The sequence below is a fragment of the Bathymodiolus japonicus methanotrophic gill symbiont genome (assembly GCF_019721995.1).
Classification (GTDB): domain Bacteria; phylum Pseudomonadota; class Gammaproteobacteria; order Methylococcales; family Methylomonadaceae; genus Methyloprofundus.
In genome coordinates, this window is record NZ_BLYC01000007.1 from 170,200 (window position 1) to 188,436 (window position 18,237).

The window sequence follows — 18,237 nt, forward strand, 5'->3', positions numbered from 1 at the left end:
ACCCACTTCTTACCAGCCTCAAAAATGCACAACAAACTTTTCTATTATCCTCTTATCCCTGTTGTTTTCGCGCTGATTGCCTTAAGCGTATGGCTACAACCCGAGTTTTTTCAGCGCGCTTCAGGTATTAACTTACCTGCAGGACAAACCCCTCGGCTAAGTCAGCCGATGAAAATTGACAAGCCTTGCCTGAATGCCCACCCTGAATGGCGCGCTGCTCAGAAAATTGATGGCGTAGACATTGCCGAGTCCTTACTTTGCGATCCGGACAACCCCTACAATATCGCCGCTTTTGTTAAGGGTATGAATAATATTTCCATGCATACCCTTATGAACAGCCGCATAGCTGAAGATGCATTAACAAAAAGTGATGATTTAGATGGTGATGGTGATCCGGATATTATTCATATCAAACTAGAAGTACTAGAACTCAATGGCGCCACACCCGATAGCCCCGGTGTATTCCCTACCTATGACATAGCCCCTGGCATACAACCCGGCATGTGGGCATTTTCACCGAAATTACGCGGCATGAGCGTGAAAAATTTCCGCTCGATTAAAGCCAATGCAATTCTACGCGCCCCTTCTCCTGTGATTCGTATCGAGCAAGGAGATAAAGTCTATATCACTCTGGAAAACACGCATTATTTCCCGCACACCCTGCATTTTCATGGCGCTGATCATGCCTTTAAAACCTCCTCAGGCGGCGATAATGATGGCGTACCGGTCACGGGTGCAAAGCCGGTAATGCCCGGAAATACACGCACTTATGAATTACAGCCGCGCCATGCCGGTACCATGCTTTACCACTGCCATGTACAGACCGACAAGCATTTAATGATGGGCTTGAATGGTATGTTTGTGGTCGAGGAAAACAAACCCAACAACTGGGTGCAAACCTTTAATGTCGGTGCAGGTCATGTGCGTCATTCCTCTGTCGCTATCAAGGAAAAATATGACCGCGAATATGACTTACATTACCAGTCTATCGATAAAAACCTGGCTAAAACCATCCAGCAATCCAATGATATACGCGTGATCTCCAAAGCGATGCACCGCGTTTATAATATGAGTGAATCTAATGAAAATTATTTTATGCTAAACGGTCACTCCTTCCCATACACGTTGCGTGATGCCCTGGTTATTGCCAAACCAGATGAAGATATTAAATTACGCGTACTCAATACCCAGCATAGTAATATTGCCATTCATATTCATGGGCATAAAGCGACGATTACCGATTACGATGGCGTGAGACAAAACCCGGCTGCACAAATTACCCGCGACGTATACAACTTATCTGCCGCGCAACGTATAGATTTACATTTACAAACTGTCAATGATGGACTGCATAGTTATGGCGAAGGCGTCTGGTTATTCCATGACCACGTAGAAATGGGCGTTGCCAATAACGGCATGAGCCCGGGTGGAAACATCGCTCTACTGGCTTATGAAAGCCTGCTCAACGAACAAGGCATGCCAGCCACCCAGCGTGACGATGCTTTAGACGATGTATTAACCAATAGTTATTACGCCAAGCAGCGCCCACTCTGGGGTAAGCTGGAGGCGGGGGGGCTTGCTCCTGATTACCCTGCCATTATTATATTTGGTTTATTAATAGGCCTTATTATCGGGCTGACTGTCTATATTATCTATGGTTTGATGAGGGCTGGATCATGAAAAATATGTTGTTACTGATGCTCTCTATATTTTTAAGTCCACAAGTTTCTGCAGCAATGCAGCACGGCAATATGATGACGGATAATAAAGGCATGATCATGAATAATAATCCGGATAATTTACCTAAGGATTGCCAGGAAATTTCTGAGGATATTGATATTACCATCCGGGGTGGCAAAAAATTCGCTCAGGAATTTTCCGGAAAAATGTTTACCTATGATAAGCGTGACCTGCAAGTGCCGCCTTGCGCACGGGTTAATCTCACCTTTATTAATGAAGATGATATCCGCCATCAATTTATGCTGCATGGCTTACCCGGATATATGTACCCAAAAGGCATGTTTACCATAGAGTTATACGGCAAGGGCCAGAAAACCGGCTCGTTTATCGTGCCCAGTCGAGACTACACCTATTACATCCATTGTGAAGTCTCGCGACATACTGAAAAAGGCATGAAAGGTCAGCTAAAAGTCGGTAAAGGTACTGGAGACCTTGATAGTATTTTGGGTTTGACTGCTCCTTTGACACCTGATTATTACCCTATTAACAATACGCATTACACCTGGCTTGCTTTGGCTTTTAGTATGCTTGTGGGTGCGGTGTTGATAAGAGTGCTAATCAGTTTTTTCGCAAAGCGCGTAAGATAGGCAAATGAAAACTTAAGAACCTACCCGTTGGTGAAACTGTTGCTATTACTTACGGGTGATTAAAGTGACCTACAAAGAATCAAATCACAGTGCAGGTTCTTTTATATTTCGCGAATAGAACCATTGTTTATTGGTAACATGAAGAAATATTTCTTCCAAATATCCGGCCTTAGGATGAGGTATTTTAATTACCTCGTCCCTGATGGAATTCGCATATTCCTAGCTCATCAAATCTTCGGCTTCAAACGGCCCCTTAGGGGGTAATCCACGATTTAAGTGCAAGACCTTCATGGTAATAATAGCCCCCAATTAGGCACACGCTATTTGGAAGCTTTACCCTGCTGGCCAGGTCATTTGTCGGCCACCTAATAAATGCAGATGTAAATGATATACTTCCTGGCCACCTGCATTATTGCAATTAATCACAGTACGATAGCCCGTTTCTGCAATGCCCTCAGAATCTGCAAGCTGGGCGACCGTTTGTAGTAAATGCCCTGCCAGCTGCTGATCTTGTAGGTCATTTAAAGTGGCAACATGCTGCTTGGGAATAACTAAAATATGCGTAGGCGCTTTCGGGTGTATATCCCTAAAAGCCAGCACCTGCTCATCTTCATAAACGATATCAGGCTCAATTTCTTTTGCCACCATTTTACAAAATAGGCAGTCAGTCATGGTGTTCTCCTATGCTATATATCACGTCGCCCACTGAAAGCATGAGCCAGGGTACTACTATCAATAAATTCTAACTCGCCGCCCACTGGCACTCCATGAGCAATGCGACTTACTTTAATCTTGTGTGGCAACGCTAGTTGCGCGATATAGTGTGCGGTTGTCTCACCTTCGACAGTAGAATTAGTCGCCAGAATAAGCTCGCTTATCTGACTATTTTCTAATTGCTGCTCTAACTGTTCCAGGCCTATTTCATCAGGGCCTATGCCATCCAGAGGTGATAGTCGCCCGTTTAAAACAAAAAAAACACCCTTAAAATCAGTTGCCTGATTAATCAGCCAGACATCAGCAGGGCTTTCAACGATACACAATACGTGTGCATCACGCTCCGAATCAGCACATAGCTCACATAGCTCGTGTTCTGAGAGGGTGCGGCACTGCCTGCAATGACCTAATCTATCGACTGCTGCTTGCAAGGTCTTAGCCAGATTTTCAGCCCCTCCCCTGTCGCGCTGAAACAAATGCAGGGCAATGCGCTGTGCCGACTTTGGCCCGACCCCCGGCATACAACACAAGGCATCAATAAGCTCAGTCAGCAGTTCTTGTTTCGGCATTTTAAAATGGCATTTTAAATCCTGGAGGAAGTGGGATTCCTGCAGTCACATCACCCATTTTGTCTTTTTTTAGTTTCGCCACTTTGTGCACGGCATCATTAATCGCTGCTGCGACTAAATCTTCCAGCATTTCCTTATCATCTCCCACCAAAGCATCATCAATAGATACCTTGCGCACCTCTCTCTTGCCTGTCATTAAAATGCTGACCATGCCACCACCAGCTTCACCTGTCACTTCAATCGACTCAAGTTCAGCCTGTGCTTTTTGCATGTCTTCTTGCATTTTCTGAGCTTGCTGCATAATATTTCCAAGCGCACCCTTCATATTTATTTCTCCTCAATAATATTTTCTACCGGCTCAATAGAACCAGAAATTACCCGTGCATCAAAATTGCTTTTTAATGCCTGTATATTTTCATCATTGTCTATAGCATCGACCGCTGCTTGCTGTCGATTGAGCTTTGCCTTATGATTTTTTACCGCTGGCGTATCGCTGGCAATAGCCTCCGTCTTAATCACCAACTTAAGCGTATTACCATACTGTTTTTGCAGCGCAGCCTGCAATTTATCTTCTGAACGCGAACTTCTGATCTGTGCCTGTTTTGGATCTAGAATCAAGCAGCACTGCTGTGCGTCAACTGATTCCAGAATGCAGTTATTTGCTAGCTCACGCGTCAGCCCAGTTAAATTCATAGCATCTACCATGTCATGCCACGGCAGGCTGGTGGAGGGCTCAATAGCCTGTGGTACTTCAGGAGGTGCGCTAACTTCGGGCATGGCCTTGCGCACTGTTTGCGGCTCAGCCACTTTACTCGGCACTGACACTGCCAGAGGTTTGGATCTTATAGCTGTTGTGGTGGTAATATTGCCTGCTTGCTTTTGATCACTGACCTGTGGATTAAACGCCAGCATTCTGAGCATCATCATTTCAAATCCTGCGCGTGGTTCCGGCGCCAAACCCAGGTCTTTTTGACCCATCAGTGCAATCTGATAATACAACTGTAACTCTTCAGCCGAAAACAGTTCACTCAACTCACGCAACATCTCGGCATCATCTTCGGTCTCTGCAACTGCCGGAACCAACTGCACCAATGCAAGACGATGCAAGACCCGTAATATTTGCTGTAATACATCAGCGAAATCAGGTGATAATTCAGCCATTTCCTGAATAGTCTGCAAGACCTTTGACGCGTCTTTTAGCGCCAGGCTACGCAGTAATTCTGCCACCGGCTGTTGTGCAATCGTACCTAGCATCTGACTAACCGTCTCGGTGCTAACCACATCATTGCCAAATACAATTGCCTGATCTAGTAAACTCAGACCATCGCGCATACTGCCATCTGCCGCACGCGCTATTAAACGCAAAGCATCCTGCTCACATTGTATTTTTTCTTCGCCTAATATATAGGCCATTTGCTCGCTAATCTGACTGGGTGTCAGGCGCTTTAAATTAAATTGCAGGCAGCGCGATAAAACAGTAACCGGAATTTTCTGTGGGTCAGTCGTGGCAAGCAAGAATTTAACATGTTCGGGCGGCTCTTCTAGCGTCTTCAGCAAGGCATTAAAGCTACTCAGCGAGAGCATATGTACTTCGTCGATCAGATAAACTTTATATTTACCCGCATTAGGCGCATATTGAGCGTTATCCAGTAAATCCCGGGTATTATCGACCCCGGTCTGAGATGCAGCATCAACTTCGATTAAATCCAGGTAGCGCCCTTCATCTATGGCCTGGCAAACAGAACATTGCCCACAGGGATTATAGTCTTGAAGATTTTCGCAGTTAACTGCTTTTGCCAGGATTCTGGCGATAGTGGTTTTTCCTACGCCGCGGGTGCCGGTAAATAAATAGGCATGGTGTAAACGATCATGTTGCAATGCATTGATTAGCGCCTGGCTAACATGCTCCTGACCAACAATTTGGTTGAAATTATGCGGACGCCATTTTCTGGCGAGAACCTGATGATTCATGACAGAGTGGTAGAATGTAGAGATTGGGCGGATACCATGCCAGCCACATCTCGGCACACGAATCTTCTGCTACCGTTGCTCCCTTCCAGGCCTGGCGGAGTTGACAGAATATCGTTGCGAGAGGACCGACACGGTAACCATAATGTCGACAACCACTAGCGTTGAAGAGCGGGTATTATGCGTTATTTACAGTAACAGTTCAAGGCTAAATCGTAATTTATTATTGGATCGTATCTTTACTGATTAAACTGCTCAGAAAATCAAAGGGGAGATGGAGTAATTTGGTTTCTTTAGCGCTATTTCCCATGCTATTCGCCCAAAAATTCACCTTGCTGATGCCGCCACATTTGAAAATATCGTCCTTGCTGTGCCAATAACTGCTGGTGAGTTCCTTGCTCTATAATTCGCCCGTGCTCCAGTACAATAATTCTATCCATGCGTAAGATAGTCGAGAGGCGGTGCGCAATCACTAGCGCAGTTTTATGTTGCAGTAATTCAAAAATAGCCACCTGCACCTGTTGCTCGGTTATCGAATCCAGCGCACTGGTTGCTTCATCTAACACCACGATGGGCGCATCTTCCAGAAATGCGCGGGCAATGGCTATGCGCTGCTTTTCGCCGCCCGATAGTTTCACCCCCCGCTCGCCAACCTGAGTATCAAATTGCTGCGGTAATTGCTGAATAAATTCCAGGCTCTGCGCTTTAGCAGCAACCGCATGCAACTCCGCGTCCGAAACATCTCGTCCCATAGTGATATTATCACGTACCGAGCGATGGAATAGATCGGGTTGCTGGGGGATCAGAGATATTTGCTGGCGCAATTCGGGGAGTCGCTATTTTTGCGAAAGCTTGTTTTGGGCATCCCAGCCCAAGCAAGCAGCAAAAACTTAACGCGACCACTTATGCCTCCGGCGGCCCCGATTCGTCCTCGTCACCTCGTCCCGACCCAACAAGGGGTCGGAACATAGGCTCCAAATGACTTGACGCCGTGTCGGATGGCCTTTTATTTTGTCTCCACCTTCGCTAACGCTCAGACTCCGAAAAAACAACGGCCCTACGGCTATCGCGGACTAAAAATCTTCACTTCGCTAAAGCTCCGTTTCCAGGATTTTCAGCGGATGCCAAAGTGAAATCTCGACTATTAATACCATCAAACAAAATTTGCCCACTTTGCGCATCAACAAACCTGAATAATAAGCGGGTTAATGATGATTTGCCAGAGCCAGACTGACCTATTAGTGCTACTTTCTCTCTCGCTCTGATATGCAGAGAAAAACCCTCAAACAAGGACCGGTGACCATCATAGGCAAAGTTAATATTTCTGAAACTAATCTCCCCTCGCGAAATTTTCTGAGCTCTCGCGTGAGGGTCGTTTATTTCCAGAGCAGTATTGCTGAATACCTCACTCATCTCCTTTGCATCAGCCAGTGCTGTGAAGAAGTTGCGTAAATTGCGCCCAAACTCCCACAACCGCTGAATCAACATTAACAAGATGGACTGAAACAAGACGAACTCACCAACATCAAAAGTACTCGTGCGCCATTTATCAATCATTAAAAACATCAGTAATAACTCAATCGCGAAAACCATTAAGCCTTGCACCGCAAAAGAGATAAACATTAATATCCAGGCGATCTTCTTGCGTTTATAAACTTCGTTTGAAGCCTGATCAACACGTTGCTGCTCAGTATCTTCCAGCACAAAACTTTTGACGATAAAAATATTGCTAATGGCATCCGAATAAGCGCCACCCACGTTGGAATCTGCTTTAGCAACACTTTCATCAAACTTTAGCTTCCACCTGGAAAAACCGATATTCCAAATCAGATAAACAGCTACCCAGGCAAGAAAACACATGGCAAACTCGGGCTGTTGCTGATAGAAAATAACAAAAGCAATGCTGATCGCCAGAATATTTTGAAATAACTGGAACAGGCACCAGTCCATAATAATTTCAAAGGAGCGGGAAAATCGGTTAGCTTGTTTAATCAGACTACCGGAAAAGCTGTTTCCAAAGAAAATATACTGCTGCTTTTTAAGCACATCAAAGCAGCGCTTTTCCAGCAGGTTCACACCACCGCCATCAACCGGAATAATGCCGATTTCCATAACCCGCCAGGAGAGCCAGACCCCCGCATAAAACACAGCGATCATGGACAGGTTGTGCAGCAGCATCGAATAGGTTGCAGCAGAATATTCCGAGGCCAGTCCATTGGCGATATTTTTGTAAAATACTGGCACATAAAAATCTAGTATCGTGGCGCCACTAAGGCCAATAATACACAGCAGAAAATACCATTTTTTCTGCCAGACTACCTTGCTGTATTCTTTAAAAATAATGTGCATTTTTTAATATGCAGTCATTATTTTTTTTGCACATAAAAAATCTGTTGTTCATCCTCACGCATATATTCGATTATCTCATTGCCGGTCTGCTCACTATAAACACCAAAATCCAGATGCGCTGCAGGATCTGTAGCAATCACCCGCACAACCTCGCCTGAGTGCATGTCTTTTAAGGCTTTTTTTAAGCGTAATAAAGGCAAGGGACAATGTAAACCAGCGGCATCTACTTCAATATCAAATTCAATCATTCTGATTTTAAATTTTCTCAATCATGCTTTATAAAGAGCGCATATAATAGCATCCAACTCTGTTTCTGAACGATGTACTTCTAGATTAATTATCATTTTATGGACTATTTTCCACTTTTTATCAATTTAAAAAATAAACACTGCCTAGTCGTAGGCGCTGGCGAAATAGCCGCTCGAAAAATTGAATTACTTGCCAAAGCTGGAGCCAAAATCGCCGTTATCGCGCCAGAAATAAGCGCCAGTGTTATGCAATTAGCGGCGAACAATTCAGACATAGAAATCAGCATAAAAAAATTCAGTACCGATGATATCTCTCAACAACGGCTGATTATTTCAGCGACTAATCAGGCCGATATTAATGCCCTGGTTGCAGCCACGGCCGATGCACATAATATCCCCGTTAATGTAGTAGATAAACCGGCCTTGTGCAGCTTTATTGTGCCGGCAATTATTGACCGCTCACCAGCCCTAGCCGCTGTATCTTCGGGTGGTACATCCCCTGTACTCGCACGTTTATTACGCGCAAAACTGGAAAGCCTTATCCCACCTGCTTTTGGCAGAATGGCTAAGCTAGCGGAAAAATACCGAGCATTAGTAAAAGAAAATATAAACCCACCAGCACAGCGGCGCATATTCTGGGAAAAAGTTTTGCAAGGTTCAATCGCAGAACTATTCTATTCGGGCAAAGAAGCCGAGGCAGAGTCGCGATTAAAAGATGCCATACTGAACAGCCCTAAGCAACTGGATAATAGCGGAGAAGTCTACCTGGTCGGCGCGGGCCCGGGCGACCCTGATCTCCTCACTTTTCGTGCTTTGCGCCTGATGCAGCAAGCCGATGTAGTTGTTTATGATCGTCTGGTTTCTACTGAAATATTGCAACTGGTTCGCCGTGATGCAGAAAAAATTTATGTCGGAAAGCAACGAGACAATCATAGCCTCCCGCAGGAATCAATTAATGAATTACTCGCCAGGCTGGCAAAAGAAGGCAAGCGCGTAGTGCGCTTAAAAGGCGGAGATCCCTTTATTTTTGGTCGCGGCGGTGAAGAAATTGAAACCCTGGCTGAGCAAAACATTAACTTCCAGGTCGTACCTGGCATAACCGCAGCCTCTGGCTGTGCAACTTATGCAGGCATCCCACTAACGCATAGAGATCATGCCCAGTCATGCACCTTTGTTACCGGGCATTTAAAAAATAATCGCGCAAACCTGAACTGGCAACAACTCGCCGCACCTGGTCAAACCATTGTTATCTATATGGGACTGGTTGGACTGGGAATCATCTGCCAATCCTTGATTCAGCATGGTGCTGTAGCAGATTTACCGATTGCACTGATACAGCAAGGTACGACACAGAGGCAACGCGTAATTACCGGAACGCTAAGCAACTTGCCCGACAAATTGAAAAACCAGGGCATACACCCACCAACCTTATTTATTATCGGCACGGTTGTTTCCCTACACGATGCATTAAAATGGTTTCATGCTGATGATATGCACAACACTACCGAAGATTTTATTCCTCAACAGTAATTAGCTAAAGCAAACCATTGAACCATAATGGAAAAACAACTTCACTGATTCGAGTATTTGTTAATCAAATAGCCGGCATATACACGATTTCATGACGTCATATTGTTAAAAACCGATAAAAATAGTTGAAAATTATGGCTAAATTATCTATCATTTAACAGTTAAAATTTTTCGGGGCTATGTTTTCTGAATATTATTCATTTACAATGACATAGTTTTTTATTACTAAGAGGAAGAGATCAAAATGAAAAAAATACTATTAGCTGTTTCTACAGTTGCTTTATTAGGTTTAAGCGTCCAGGCATCAGCTGGTGACGTAAAAGTAGGTAAGAAAATCTATGACCGTGCGTTTGGTCGAGGCTGTGGTGCTTGCCATGATATATCTTCTAACCCACAATTAATTGCATTAATTAAATCAGGCGACCTGACTAAAGCAAGTTTTTCGACTACTTTAAAAGAAGGTAAAAACGGCATGCCTAAAGCAGTAGATGCCATTATGGCTGTAGGTCCTGTTAAGAAAGCCGGCCTAGACGAAGAGCAAGCTATCGATGCCGTATGGAGCTACCTGGCTCAATAAGCTCTTAGTAGTAGACACAAAAAAGCCATTCCTGAAAATCTGGAATGGCTTTTTTTATGCCTTAAAAACAGACTAAGGTAGAACGGACTTTAGTCCGATATTTTCCCGCCCTATCTTATCTTACTGAAGTTTCCCAATTATTGAGTAGCTGAAATACACAATGCTGGTGTATCGAGGTTTATTTTAGGTGGTTTTGCCATGTTTAATGAAAAGACTATTTTTTTCATATAGTTGTAGCATAGTTTCAATTTTACCATAAATAATTATTGGGAAACTTCAGTTATCTTAGTGAATAGCGGACTAAAGTCCGTTCTACAACTAAGATATTCTTTTCTGCTTGCTAGAACTATGCTCAAGGGCATATTGCCTACGCACCCAGACTCCACCTATAACAGCAATCATCAGTCCACAGGAAGTAATCAGGAAATTCACCAGACCTTTTAATTGCGAGACCTGCTCAGCTAAAACGAGAGTTTCAGCGCTTTGAGGTGGTTGTTGCAAATATTTCTGCACAATCAAGCGCCCTGCCCCAGTTTCAGAATAGGTTTTTAAAACCACCAAGTCATTCTGTAAAGCGCGGATGGTATCCAGCCCTACTTCCTCAAAAGTCCCGCTACGCAAAGAGCCCTCTAGAATCTTCAACTTACTTTCAATAGAACCACTGACCAAACCGACCAACTGGGATTTCAAAGCATCCACCTCGGCAGATAAAACCGGGTTCATCTGCACTTCATACAGCTCGGCAGCCTTTACTGCTATCGTAGGCTGCTTTACTAATGCTTGCTCTGGTATTAATAACATACCCATAAAAATAACCATTGCCATCAAACCGACAAGCACAGCTAATACCAACCGGTTCATTTTCAGCACACTCATCCGAGTTGCTGAATTTAGAACGGCTAAATTACGCACTGATTTATTTTTTTTATCTTTTTTGCGTAAGTCGCTCATTCAAGCTAAACCCCTTCTCCTATAAAAAATCCCAAGCCAAATCATTATACAAGTTTAATAAAAAAAATCCCGTTCCCTTTTGCAGAGAACAGGATTTTTAAGAAAATCATTTCAACCGCTTGGCCGCAATCCGCATTCTTAAAGCATTCAGTTTAATAAAGCCCTCAGCATCTTGCTGATTATATGCGCCATCATCATCCTCAAAAGTGGCAATCGCTTCATCAAACAAACTATCCGTCTCAGAAACACGCCCCACAACATCGACATTACCTTTATATAACTTGACCCGCACTTTACCATTCACTGTTAACTGCGACCGATCAATCATGGTCTGTAACATTTCCCGCTCAGGACTCCACCAATAACCATTATAAATTAGTGTAGCATAACGCGGCATCAGCTCATCTTTTAAATGCGCCACTTCACGATCCAGAGTCAACGACTCAATTGCACGATGTGCGCGCATCATAATGGTACCTCCGGGAGTTTCATAACAACCGCGTGACTTCATGCCCACATAACGGTTTTCTACGATATCCAAACGACCAATACCATTATCACCACCGACTTGATTTAATTTAGCCAAAACTTCAGCAGGCGAATGCGGCACGCCATCTATAGCAATAATATCGCCTTTGGCATAAGTCAGCTCTAAATATGTTGGAGCATCAGGTGCATTTTCTGCCGACACGCTCCACAGCCACATATCTTCCTCTGGTTCATTCCAGGGGTCTTCCAGAATTCCACCTTCATAAGAAATATGCAATAAATTAGCATCCATTGAGTAAGGCGACACCTTACCTTTTTTTCTTTCTATCGGAATACCATGCTGCTCGGCATAAGCTAACAGCTTCTGTCTGGAGCTCAGTTCCCACTCACGCCATGGCGCAATAATTTTAATATCTGGACGCAACGCATAAGCACCTAGTTCAAAGCGCACCTGATCATTACCTTTGCCAGTTGCTCCATGAGAAATAGCATCAGCTCCCGTCTCATTCGAAATTTCAATTAAGCGCTTAGAAATCAAAGGTCGCGCAATTGAAGTACCTAGTAAGTACTCACCTTCATAAATTGTATTCGCACGAAACATAGGAAAGACAAAGTCACGCACAAACTCCTCGCGCAAATCATCAATATAAATCTCTTTAATACCTAAAGACTTAGCTTTTTCACGCGCCGGCTCAACCTCTTCACCCTGCCCTAAATCCGCAGTAAACGTAACAACCTCACAATCATACTCATCTTGTAACCACTTCAAAATAACTGAAGTATCTAAACCGCCCGAATAAGCTAAAACAACCTTTTTGGTATCTGACATTATTCTCAAACTCTAATTAAAGTAAATTTTTTAATTATACTATAAATAGTGCCCGGTAAATTTTAAAAATGCAATTCTACGCTTAACAAAGCTAGCTACTTAACCCCATAAAACAAATAGAAATAATCACCACTAATCCATCAAAATATGACTATTAACCATTTCCAGTGTGTTCTCGTAAATCTATCTATAATACGCCCCCAAGAAGCTAACACGACTTACAAAAAAAACCACTAAGCCCTATATTTAGCCAAAGGTCACTTGATTGATCATAAATAAACTAAAAAAATCAAATAGATAAAATGTAACTGAAAAATAATTCTCAAAAAGAGTTGACGCAAAAAAGGATAGCTGAAATAATACCCGCTCTTTAGCAAGCCTAGGTAGCTCAGTCGGTAGAGCAGAGGACTGAAAATCCTCGTGTCGACGGTTCGATTCCGCCCCTGGGCACCATGCTAAAGCCAGATAAATAAAGGTCTTAGAAGATCTCTTCTACGACCTTTATTTTTGCTCAAAATCACAGTGTAGTAAATTTGACTCAGATTCTGCATTGTTCGCATATTCCCGTAAGTACTCTCCTGATAAATGAGCATAACGCAATACCATCGATAGATCTGCCCAGCCGAAACTGGCTCAATTATTTTGGCCATTGACAGCATGAATATAAATACTTTTATCATTACGACCTCCCCTTTTTTCAAGAAAACAAACAATTCATCAATAACGAGTCAAACCTCTAATACAGCTTTATTCCAATTATTGATTTGTGTCGCATGGATGCCATATTTCGCAGTAATCTCTGCTATTGTCTTTTCTCCTTTTAGCGCTTCTAGCACTACTTTTACTTTGGTTTGCGTACTATGCTTCTTACGATTTATGGTCATTTCTTAATCCTCAGTTTTGAGGGCAAGATTCTATCTTAAATACTGGTCTAGTTTTTGGGGATCATTATAGTGAGCGTAATGAGGTTCTAGCAGCTAAAAATTTACGTAATGAAATAGCAAGAACAATTAAAGAAGCCGGACAATATTATTAACCAATGATGAATTGTAACTACTCAGCGTATTTTTTAACTTTAAAATCAAATGGATATATTTTAATTTAACCTGACTTTAGTCATTTTCACCTTTAAAAAGGGGTGAAAATTGGGCTAAAATTCAGAGAGATACATTAATTATTATTTTAAATCAATCTGTTATGAGTTTAAATTACGCTGAGTAGTTACGATGAATGTTAATATCCTAAGAATTTAAAAAGAAAACTTTGACTATTAAGAATCATGAATTCGTGAATTCTGTATATGTTGTAAGGAGTATAGAAAAGCATTACTCTTCTTTATAAAGATCAACTTACCATCATTTCGCAAGTGGGAAAGGTGACAATCAGAAACCTTTAAAACTTTCTTTGCTTCCTTGCTACTCACCCATATTTCTTTATTAGTCATTATGTTCTACCTAACTGAAGTTTCCCAATTATTGAGTAGCTGAAATACACAATGCTGGTGTATCGAGGTTTATTTTAGGTGGTTTTGCCATGTTTATAGCAAACCCCTACTTAATTCCCCTTAGGCAATAGCATTTGAAACGAATGAAAAGACTATTTTTTTCATATAGTTGTAGCATAGTTTCAATTTTACCATAAATAATTATTGGGAAACTTCAGCTACCTAATTTATCGGTTTTTTTCTGTGAAAATATTATTCAACTTACCTCTCCCAAAAACTTTTTTCTTATTCCCACTGCAACAAAATATCGCATACAATAAAGACCATCAGTGTTCCCCTATCAATTGAGGCCGTGAAACTAACCTCGCCACAAGAGAGCTCATAAAGCACTGTAAAGACATTCCTGTTATTATTGCGTTTTGAACTGCTCGAATGGTATACGAGCTGATACGAGATATTCTTGCCTGGAAAAATAATGGATTCACAAAACGATCTCGTTTTTGGGCCTGTTGCTGCCTTATCTCCAGAGCCTCGCTATATTTTTTATCCGATGGATGAATCAATCGCTGAAAATCAGGGAAACGGAGCTTTAGCGAAGTGAAGATTTTTAGTCCGCGATAGCCGTAGGGCCGTTGTTTTGTCGGAGTCTGAGCGTTAGCGAAGGTGGAGACAAAATAAAAGGCCATCCGACACGGCGTCAAGTCATTTGGAGCCTATGTTCCGACCCCTTGTTGGGTCGGGACGAGGTGACGAGGACGAATCGGGGCCGCCGGAGGCATAAGTGGTCGCGTTAAGTTTTTGCTGCTTGCTTGGGCTGGGATGCCCAAAACAAGCTTTCGCAAAAATAGCGACTCCCCGATCTGGCTGTTGTGTTTTTGAAATCTCTTCAAACACGCGCATTAAATTACAGCTCATTGCAGTCAGGCGCATTCGATTTTCAAGTGAGCGGGTATTGGAAGACCAAGCTTTAGTTTCCTTGAAATCTGAAGTTTCTTAGAAATTCATCAAGGAACCATTCGCAATAAAACGGCTACCACCGAATTTACAGGGGAGCTGCTGTATTTGGGGCAAACCCTTTCAAAATCCGGATCCAAAGCCGCTTCGGCAATGATGCGGCGGATATCTGAAAAGGCGAAACTGGCTCGCCCCTTCACTTTGTGCCGACGTTCCGGATCGGTTTTTAAACGATCCGCGTAAATCCACGTCAGCGTTGTTGCCATCATACAGAAGTTCAACAGGCGCGCCATGCTACCTCACGAAATTCCGGGACTCCTGTCGCCGTAATTCGTTCACCTACGCAGCGAATAGGAGATGCTCCAGCCGCCCTGCGTCCGCCACAGACTGAGCACAAAGCAGCTCAGTCATGGCTACCACAAATGGCTCTACGGCTATTCGGGATAAATTTTTAGCCTCCCTCGCGCGCTATCGCGCACTTCGGATTGGCAAATTTCCCTGCGCCTTCTGGAGACTATCAGCCCGTCCGGGGCTGACAGCGATGGTTGGTCACTGCCTACGCATTTCGACACTGATTTTTATGGCTCCCTATGTCTTGCTTGAGCTCTTTGAACCCGGATTTGATTTTCCATCGCGCACCATAATACTCAATAATCTGTGTGACGGATAAACTTAGATCGGTCGTAAACAAAGCAATCCACTGTGTGCGACGAAACACCCAGACAACCTGAACGGGTCGTTTCAATGTTTTCAGCATGACAACGCGACTATAAGCCCTGACTTCACGCTGTTTTCCATAGAGATTCACGGTATACGATCGGGCCTTTTGTTGTACTGTTTTTGCCATGTCTGTGGCTGACCCCAGACGCTGCCCGTACTTTTTATTCCGCCCCTCTGCTTGGGTTTTCTTTTTTCTGGACGATCGTACAGTACATTATTGCACCTTAACCTAGAGAGAATATTAAACCGGCTTCCGATAGCTTTGTAAACAGGCTTCCATAGGCCATTGTTGCCAAACCAGCTATAACTCGATGTTCAAGTTTTTCCATCCCATTGCCATCAAACTCTTACCTTCACCCAGCAGAACAATACTTTAATGATGCTGTTGGCCCTAAGCGCCCTAAATCTCTGCCAGTCATATGTTTTCCTGATGGCATCAGTTGAAACACATCCTTTATTAATTCACCTAACTCTTTCAGCTTATCACCAGGATCTGGAAACTCTAGCAATGACGTGATGAACTCAAGCAGTACATCCATTTGAGACTTGCGCTGTAAGCTTCCTACGGTATACGCAGGTAGTTTGCTTTCAATGCGGGCTATTTGCTCTGGGTGAATCGGGGAGTCGCTATTTTTGCGAAAGCTTGTTTTGGGCATCCCAGCCCAAGCAAGCAGCAAAAACTTAACGCGACCACTTATGCCTCCGGCGGCCCCGATTCGTCCTCGTCACCTCGTCCCGACTCAACAAGGGGTCGGAACATAGGCTCCAAATGACTTGACGCCGTGTCGGATGGCCTTTTATTTTGTCTCCACCTTCGCTAACGCTCAGACTCCGACAAAATAACGGCCCTACGGCTATCGCGGACTAAAAATCATCACTTCGCTTAGGCTCCGTTTCCCTGATTTTCAGCGGGAGAAGGCAATGGTCAAACAAAAGACTCAGAATCAGGCCACGGCTTGATCCCTCTTCATCTAATTGTTTGGCCTCACGCCCCCATCCTTCATAAAGCTTCCAGTCCTCAAAGAAAACCTCAATCAGCCATCTCAACGTATAGGCTTGAATAATATCTTGTGTGCGCCAAGTCAGGTCTGTCGCCACTAAATAGCGATAGTCGTTTTCACCGTCATATTTTAAGGCAATGACAAAGCGTTTTTTACTGTGAGAACTCACCTTTAATCGTGCACTGCTGACAGTCACTTTAATCTCTTTGCCGCCACGTACACGTATTATCTGATCAATGCCTTTGTTAATCGAATTAAAGTAGCTCTCGACTGACCTTATTCTACCTCTATATTCAATATTTTGGTTTTTACGTAATTGGCTAATCACCTGCGAGCCTCCAGATTCTTTAGCGGCTTCGTCCATAAAGGCTTTTTCACCATACAGCGCATCAGCCAGTACGCCTTTAATTTTAATCAGGCTATGCGCAACTTTAAACTCTTTTAATAAGCCTAATGCAATCTCTGTTTTGGTCGGGTAGGCACTGTCACGTTCATGCTTAATAGGCCGATCTTTTTTTGCTATACCGCTATTTTTCAACCGTTTATCTTCTTTATCCCACTGCTTTAAGGCTGGATCCGGCATATAAAAGAAAAAACCGACAGGCACTGTAATGGATGAGGTAACTAGCAGCAATAATACTATCGTTTGTCCATTAACATACCCGCCGGAGCCTTTGTGTTTCTGCTTGTAAACCTTATAAATACGTTTTGTAGACTTAGATCGTGCTCGGTCTGATTCATCAAAGGCCAACACACCTTCACAGGCGCGCCATGCTACCTCACGAAATTCCGGGACTCCTGTCGCCGTAATTCGTTCACCTACGCAGCGAATAGGAGATGCTCCAGCCGCCCTGCGTCCGCCACAGACTGAGCACAAAGCAGCTCAGTCATGGCTACCACAAATGGCTCTACGGCTATTCGGGATAAAATTTTAGCCTCCCTCGCGCGCTATCGCGCACTTCGGATTGGCAAATTTCCCTGCGCCTTCTGGAGACTATCAGTCCTTCCGGGGCTGACAGCGAATGTCAGCAGTGCACGATTGAAGGTGAGTTCTCACAGTAAAAAACGCTTTGTCATTGCCTTAAAATATGACGGTGAAAACTACTATCGCTATTTAGTGGCGACAGACCTGACTTGGCGCACACAAGATATTATTCAAGCCTATACGTTGAGATGGCTGATTGAGGTTTCCTTTGAGGACTGGAAGCTTTATGAAGGATGGGGGCGTGAGGCCAAACAATTAGATGAAGAGGGATCAAACCGTGGCCTGATTCTGAGTCTTTTGTTTGACCATTGCCTTCTCCTTCACCCAGAGCAAATAGCCCGCATTGAAAGCAAACTACCTGCGTATACCGTAGGAAGCTTACAGCGCAAGTCTCAAATGGATGTACTGCTTGAGTTCATCACGTCATTGCTAGAGTTTCCAGATCCTGGTGATAAGCTGAAAGAGTTAGGTGAATTAATAAAGGATGTGTTTCAACTGATGCCATCAGGGAAACATATGATTGGCAGAGATTTAGGGCGCTTAGAGCCAACACCATCATTAAAGTATTGTTCTGCTGGGTGA

24 protein-coding genes, 1 tRNA gene, 1 other RNA gene and 1 pseudogene are annotated in these 18,237 nt (G+C 43.6%); 10 read left to right on the top strand and 17 right to left on the bottom strand.

What is annotated here, in order from left to right; all coding sequences use genetic code 11:
* Positions 1–24: 24 nt before the first annotated feature.
* Positions 25–1,680 carry a multicopper oxidase domain-containing protein gene (locus K6984_RS12205; RefSeq protein ID WP_221895773.1) on the top strand — a complete coding sequence of 552 codons (1,656 nt, stop codon included), beginning with the start codon at positions 25–27 and terminating at the stop codon, positions 1,678–1,680.
* Positions 1,677–2,327, top strand: coding sequence for a multicopper oxidase domain-containing protein (locus tag K6984_RS12210; protein ID WP_221895774.1), 651 nt, complete (start codon positions 1,677–1,679; stop codon positions 2,325–2,327). The genes K6984_RS12205 and K6984_RS12210 overlap by 4 nt, the downstream gene beginning before the upstream one ends.
* A gap of 333 nt (positions 2,328–2,660) precedes the next feature.
* Here the strand turns inward: K6984_RS12210 and K6984_RS12215 are convergent, their stop codons facing one another.
* The 6 genes from K6984_RS12215 to K6984_RS12240 all read right to left on the bottom strand — a co-directional run bounded on the left by K6984_RS12215 (position 2,661) and on the right by K6984_RS12240 (position 6,402).
* The gene (locus K6984_RS12215) at positions 2,661–2,999 is read right to left on the bottom strand and encodes a histidine triad nucleotide-binding protein (protein ID WP_221895775.1); all 339 of its coding nucleotides are present in this window, start codon (positions 2,997–2,999) and stop codon (positions 2,661–2,663) included.
* Between the two features lie 14 nt (positions 3,000–3,013).
* Positions 3,014–3,610 (bottom strand): recombination mediator RecR, encoded by a 597-nt coding sequence (recR, locus tag K6984_RS12220; RefSeq protein ID WP_221895776.1) that lies wholly within the window; start codon positions 3,608–3,610, stop codon positions 3,014–3,016.
* 1 nt (position 3,611) lies between these two features.
* Positions 3,612–3,935 (bottom strand): YbaB/EbfC family nucleoid-associated protein, encoded by a 324-nt coding sequence (locus K6984_RS12225; RefSeq protein WP_221895777.1) that lies wholly within the window; start codon positions 3,933–3,935, stop codon positions 3,612–3,614.
* 2 nt (positions 3,936–3,937) lie between these two features.
* Positions 3,938–5,581 carry a DNA polymerase III subunit gamma/tau gene (dnaX, locus tag K6984_RS12230; RefSeq protein WP_221895778.1) on the bottom strand — a complete coding sequence of 548 codons (1,644 nt, stop codon included), beginning with the start codon at positions 5,579–5,581 and terminating at the stop codon, positions 3,938–3,940.
* A 34-nt stretch (positions 5,582–5,615) separates the two neighbouring features.
* Positions 5,616–5,712, bottom strand: an RNA gene (gene ffs, locus K6984_RS12235) — signal recognition particle sRNA small type.
* A 177-nt stretch (positions 5,713–5,889) separates the two neighbouring features.
* Positions 5,890–6,402, bottom strand: a complete 513-nt coding sequence (locus K6984_RS12240; RefSeq protein ID WP_221895779.1) for an ATP-binding cassette domain-containing protein — start codon at positions 6,400–6,402, stop codon at positions 5,890–5,892.
* An 18-nt stretch (positions 6,403–6,420) separates the two neighbouring features.
* On the opposite strand from K6984_RS12240, the gene K6984_RS33385 reads away from it, so the two are divergent.
* Together K6984_RS33385 and K6984_RS33390 are read left to right on the top strand one after the other, a co-directional pair.
* The gene (locus K6984_RS33385; protein WP_263458596.1) at positions 6,421–6,549 is read left to right on the top strand and encodes a hypothetical protein; all 129 of its coding nucleotides are present in this window, start codon (positions 6,421–6,423) and stop codon (positions 6,547–6,549) included.
* A gap of 27 nt (positions 6,550–6,576) precedes the next feature.
* Positions 6,577–6,711, top strand: a complete 135-nt coding sequence (locus K6984_RS33390) for a hypothetical protein (protein WP_263458733.1) — start codon at positions 6,577–6,579, stop codon at positions 6,709–6,711.
* On the opposite strand, the gene K6984_RS12245 is transcribed toward K6984_RS33390, so the two are convergent.
* Together K6984_RS12245 and K6984_RS12250 are read right to left on the bottom strand one after the other, a co-directional pair.
* A complete protein-coding gene (locus K6984_RS12245; protein ID WP_221895780.1) occupies positions 6,662–7,927 on the bottom strand; it encodes an ABC transporter transmembrane domain-containing protein in 1,266 nt (421 codons plus the stop codon). The two genes, K6984_RS33390 and K6984_RS12245, sit on opposite strands and share 50 nt — an antisense overlap.
* Before the next feature lie 17 nt (positions 7,928–7,944).
* The gene (locus tag K6984_RS12250; RefSeq protein WP_221895814.1) at positions 7,945–8,175 is read right to left on the bottom strand and encodes a sulfurtransferase TusA family protein; all 231 of its coding nucleotides are present in this window, start codon (positions 8,173–8,175) and stop codon (positions 7,945–7,947) included.
* A 99-nt stretch (positions 8,176–8,274) separates the two neighbouring features.
* Between K6984_RS12250 and cysG the strand changes: the two genes are divergently transcribed.
* Positions 8,275–9,705, top strand: coding sequence for a siroheme synthase CysG (gene cysG / locus K6984_RS12255; protein WP_221895781.1), 1,431 nt, complete (start codon positions 8,275–8,277; stop codon positions 9,703–9,705).
* 244 nt (positions 9,706–9,949) lie between these two features.
* On the top strand, positions 9,950–10,282 hold the full coding sequence (locus K6984_RS12260) for a c-type cytochrome (protein WP_221895782.1): 333 nt from the start codon (positions 9,950–9,952) through the stop codon (positions 10,280–10,282).
* A gap of 318 nt (positions 10,283–10,600) precedes the next feature.
* Here the strand turns inward: K6984_RS12260 and K6984_RS12265 are convergent, their stop codons facing one another.
* Positions 10,601–11,233 (bottom strand): hypothetical protein, encoded by a 633-nt coding sequence (locus K6984_RS12265; RefSeq protein ID WP_221895783.1) that lies wholly within the window; start codon positions 11,231–11,233, stop codon positions 10,601–10,603.
* A gap of 106 nt (positions 11,234–11,339) precedes the next feature.
* On the bottom strand, positions 11,340–12,551 hold the full coding sequence (locus K6984_RS12270) for an argininosuccinate synthase (protein ID WP_221895784.1): 1,212 nt from the start codon (positions 12,549–12,551) through the stop codon (positions 11,340–11,342).
* A gap of 377 nt (positions 12,552–12,928) precedes the next feature.
* Between K6984_RS12270 and K6984_RS12275 the strand changes: the two genes are divergently transcribed.
* Positions 12,929–13,004: transfer RNA gene (locus tag K6984_RS12275), tRNA-Phe, on the top strand.
* Between the two features lie 275 nt (positions 13,005–13,279).
* Here the strand turns inward: K6984_RS12275 and K6984_RS12280 are convergent.
* The 4 genes from K6984_RS12280 to K6984_RS12290 all read right to left on the bottom strand — a co-directional run bounded on the left by K6984_RS12280 (position 13,280) and on the right by K6984_RS12290 (position 15,242).
* Entirely contained in the window at positions 13,280–13,435 is a 156-nt protein-coding gene (locus tag K6984_RS12280) for a helix-turn-helix domain-containing protein (RefSeq protein ID WP_221895785.1), read from the bottom strand.
* 886 nt (positions 13,436–14,321) lie between these two features.
* Complete coding sequence (locus K6984_RS12285) at positions 14,322–14,681, bottom strand: hypothetical protein (RefSeq protein ID WP_221895786.1); 360 nt, start codon at positions 14,679–14,681, stop codon at positions 14,322–14,324.
* Positions 14,682–14,708: 27 nt separating this feature from the next.
* On the bottom strand, positions 14,709–14,837 hold the full coding sequence (locus K6984_RS33395; protein ID WP_263458596.1) for a hypothetical protein: 129 nt from the start codon (positions 14,835–14,837) through the stop codon (positions 14,709–14,711).
* A gap of 162 nt (positions 14,838–14,999) precedes the next feature.
* Positions 15,000–15,242 (bottom strand): hypothetical protein, encoded by a 243-nt coding sequence (locus K6984_RS12290; protein ID WP_230988044.1) that lies wholly within the window; start codon positions 15,240–15,242, stop codon positions 15,000–15,002.
* Between the two features lie 116 nt (positions 15,243–15,358).
* Between K6984_RS12290 and K6984_RS12295 the strand changes: the two genes are divergently transcribed.
* The gene (locus K6984_RS12295) at positions 15,359–15,619 is read left to right on the top strand and encodes a hypothetical protein (RefSeq protein WP_221895787.1); all 261 of its coding nucleotides are present in this window, start codon (positions 15,359–15,361) and stop codon (positions 15,617–15,619) included.
* Here the strand turns inward: K6984_RS12295 and K6984_RS36165 are convergent.
* Positions 15,509–15,972, bottom strand: a pseudogene (locus tag K6984_RS36165) (transposase); the annotation flags it as partial. The gene K6984_RS12295 and the pseudogene K6984_RS36165 sit on opposite strands and share 111 nt — an antisense overlap.
* A 50-nt stretch (positions 15,973–16,022) precedes the next feature.
* The gene (locus K6984_RS12305) at positions 16,023–16,325 is read right to left on the bottom strand and encodes a hypothetical protein (protein WP_221895789.1); all 303 of its coding nucleotides are present in this window, start codon (positions 16,323–16,325) and stop codon (positions 16,023–16,025) included.
* Between K6984_RS12305 and K6984_RS33400 the strand changes: the two genes are divergently transcribed.
* Positions 16,303–16,431 (top strand): hypothetical protein, encoded by a 129-nt coding sequence (locus K6984_RS33400; RefSeq protein WP_263458596.1) that lies wholly within the window; start codon positions 16,303–16,305, stop codon positions 16,429–16,431. The two genes, K6984_RS12305 and K6984_RS33400, sit on opposite strands and share 23 nt — an antisense overlap.
* A gap of 102 nt (positions 16,432–16,533) precedes the next feature.
* Here K6984_RS33400 and K6984_RS12310 read toward each other — a convergent pair whose 3' ends face one another.
* Positions 16,534–17,547 carry a transposase gene (locus K6984_RS12310; protein ID WP_221895790.1) on the bottom strand — a complete coding sequence of 338 codons (1,014 nt, stop codon included), beginning with the start codon at positions 17,545–17,547 and terminating at the stop codon, positions 16,534–16,536.
* A 12-nt stretch (positions 17,548–17,559) separates the two neighbouring features.
* Here K6984_RS12310 and K6984_RS12315 point away from each other — a divergent pair, with 12 nt between their 5' ends.
* Positions 17,560–18,237 carry a hypothetical protein gene (locus K6984_RS12315; protein WP_230988045.1) on the top strand — a complete coding sequence of 226 codons (678 nt, stop codon included), beginning with the start codon at positions 17,560–17,562 and terminating at the stop codon, positions 18,235–18,237.

What these genes read in the sequence shown, in the direction of transcription:
- K6984_RS12205 (WP_221895773.1), top strand. Translation starts at nt 25, where the DNA reads ATGCACAACAAACTTTTCTATTATCCTCTTATCCCTGTTGTTTTCGCG.
- K6984_RS12210 (WP_221895774.1), top strand. Translation starts at nt 1,677, where the DNA reads ATGAAAAATATGTTGTTACTGATGCTCTCTATATTTTTAAGTCCACAA.
- K6984_RS12215 (WP_221895775.1), bottom strand. Translation starts at nt 2,999, where the DNA reads ATGACTGACTGCCTATTTTGTAAAATGGTGGCAAAAGAAATTGAGCCT.
- recR (WP_221895776.1), bottom strand. Translation starts at nt 3,610, where the DNA reads ATGCCGAAACAAGAACTGCTGACTGAGCTTATTGATGCCTTGTGTTGT.
- K6984_RS12225 (WP_221895777.1), bottom strand. Translation starts at nt 3,935, where the DNA reads ATGAAGGGTGCGCTTGGAAATATTATGCAGCAAGCTCAGAAAATGCAA.
- dnaX (WP_221895778.1), bottom strand. Translation starts at nt 5,581, where the DNA reads ATGAATCATCAGGTTCTCGCCAGAAAATGGCGTCCGCATAATTTCAAC.
- K6984_RS33390 (WP_263458733.1), top strand. Translation starts at nt 6,577, where the DNA reads ATGGCCTTTTATTTTGTCTCCACCTTCGCTAACGCTCAGACTCCGAAA.
- K6984_RS12245 (WP_221895780.1), bottom strand. Translation starts at nt 7,927, where the DNA reads ATGCACATTATTTTTAAAGAATACAGCAAGGTAGTCTGGCAGAAAAAA.
- K6984_RS12250 (WP_221895814.1), bottom strand. Translation starts at nt 8,175, where the DNA reads ATGATTGAATTTGATATTGAAGTAGATGCCGCTGGTTTACATTGTCCC.
- cysG (WP_221895781.1), top strand. Translation starts at nt 8,275, where the DNA reads ATGGACTATTTTCCACTTTTTATCAATTTAAAAAATAAACACTGCCTA.
- K6984_RS12260 (WP_221895782.1), top strand. Translation starts at nt 9,950, where the DNA reads ATGAAAAAAATACTATTAGCTGTTTCTACAGTTGCTTTATTAGGTTTA.
- K6984_RS12265 (WP_221895783.1), bottom strand. Translation starts at nt 11,233, where the DNA reads ATGAGCGACTTACGCAAAAAAGATAAAAAAAATAAATCAGTGCGTAAT.
- K6984_RS12270 (WP_221895784.1), bottom strand. Translation starts at nt 12,551, where the DNA reads ATGTCAGATACCAAAAAGGTTGTTTTAGCTTATTCGGGCGGTTTAGAT.
- K6984_RS12280 (WP_221895785.1), bottom strand. Translation starts at nt 13,435, where the DNA reads ATGACCATAAATCGTAAGAAGCATAGTACGCAAACCAAAGTAAAAGTA.
- K6984_RS12285 (WP_221895786.1), bottom strand. Translation starts at nt 14,681, where the DNA reads ATGGCCTTTTATTTTGTCTCCACCTTCGCTAACGCTCAGACTCCGACA.
- K6984_RS12290 (WP_230988044.1), bottom strand. Translation starts at nt 15,242, where the DNA reads ATGGCGCGCCTGTTGAACTTCTGTATGATGGCAACAACGCTGACGTGG.
- K6984_RS12295 (WP_221895787.1), top strand. Translation starts at nt 15,359, where the DNA reads ATGGCTACCACAAATGGCTCTACGGCTATTCGGGATAAATTTTTAGCC.
- K6984_RS12305 (WP_221895789.1), bottom strand. Translation starts at nt 16,325, where the DNA reads ATGCCCAAAACAAGCTTTCGCAAAAATAGCGACTCCCCGATTCACCCA.
- K6984_RS12315 (WP_230988045.1), top strand. Translation starts at nt 17,560, where the DNA reads ATGGCTACCACAAATGGCTCTACGGCTATTCGGGATAAAATTTTAGCC.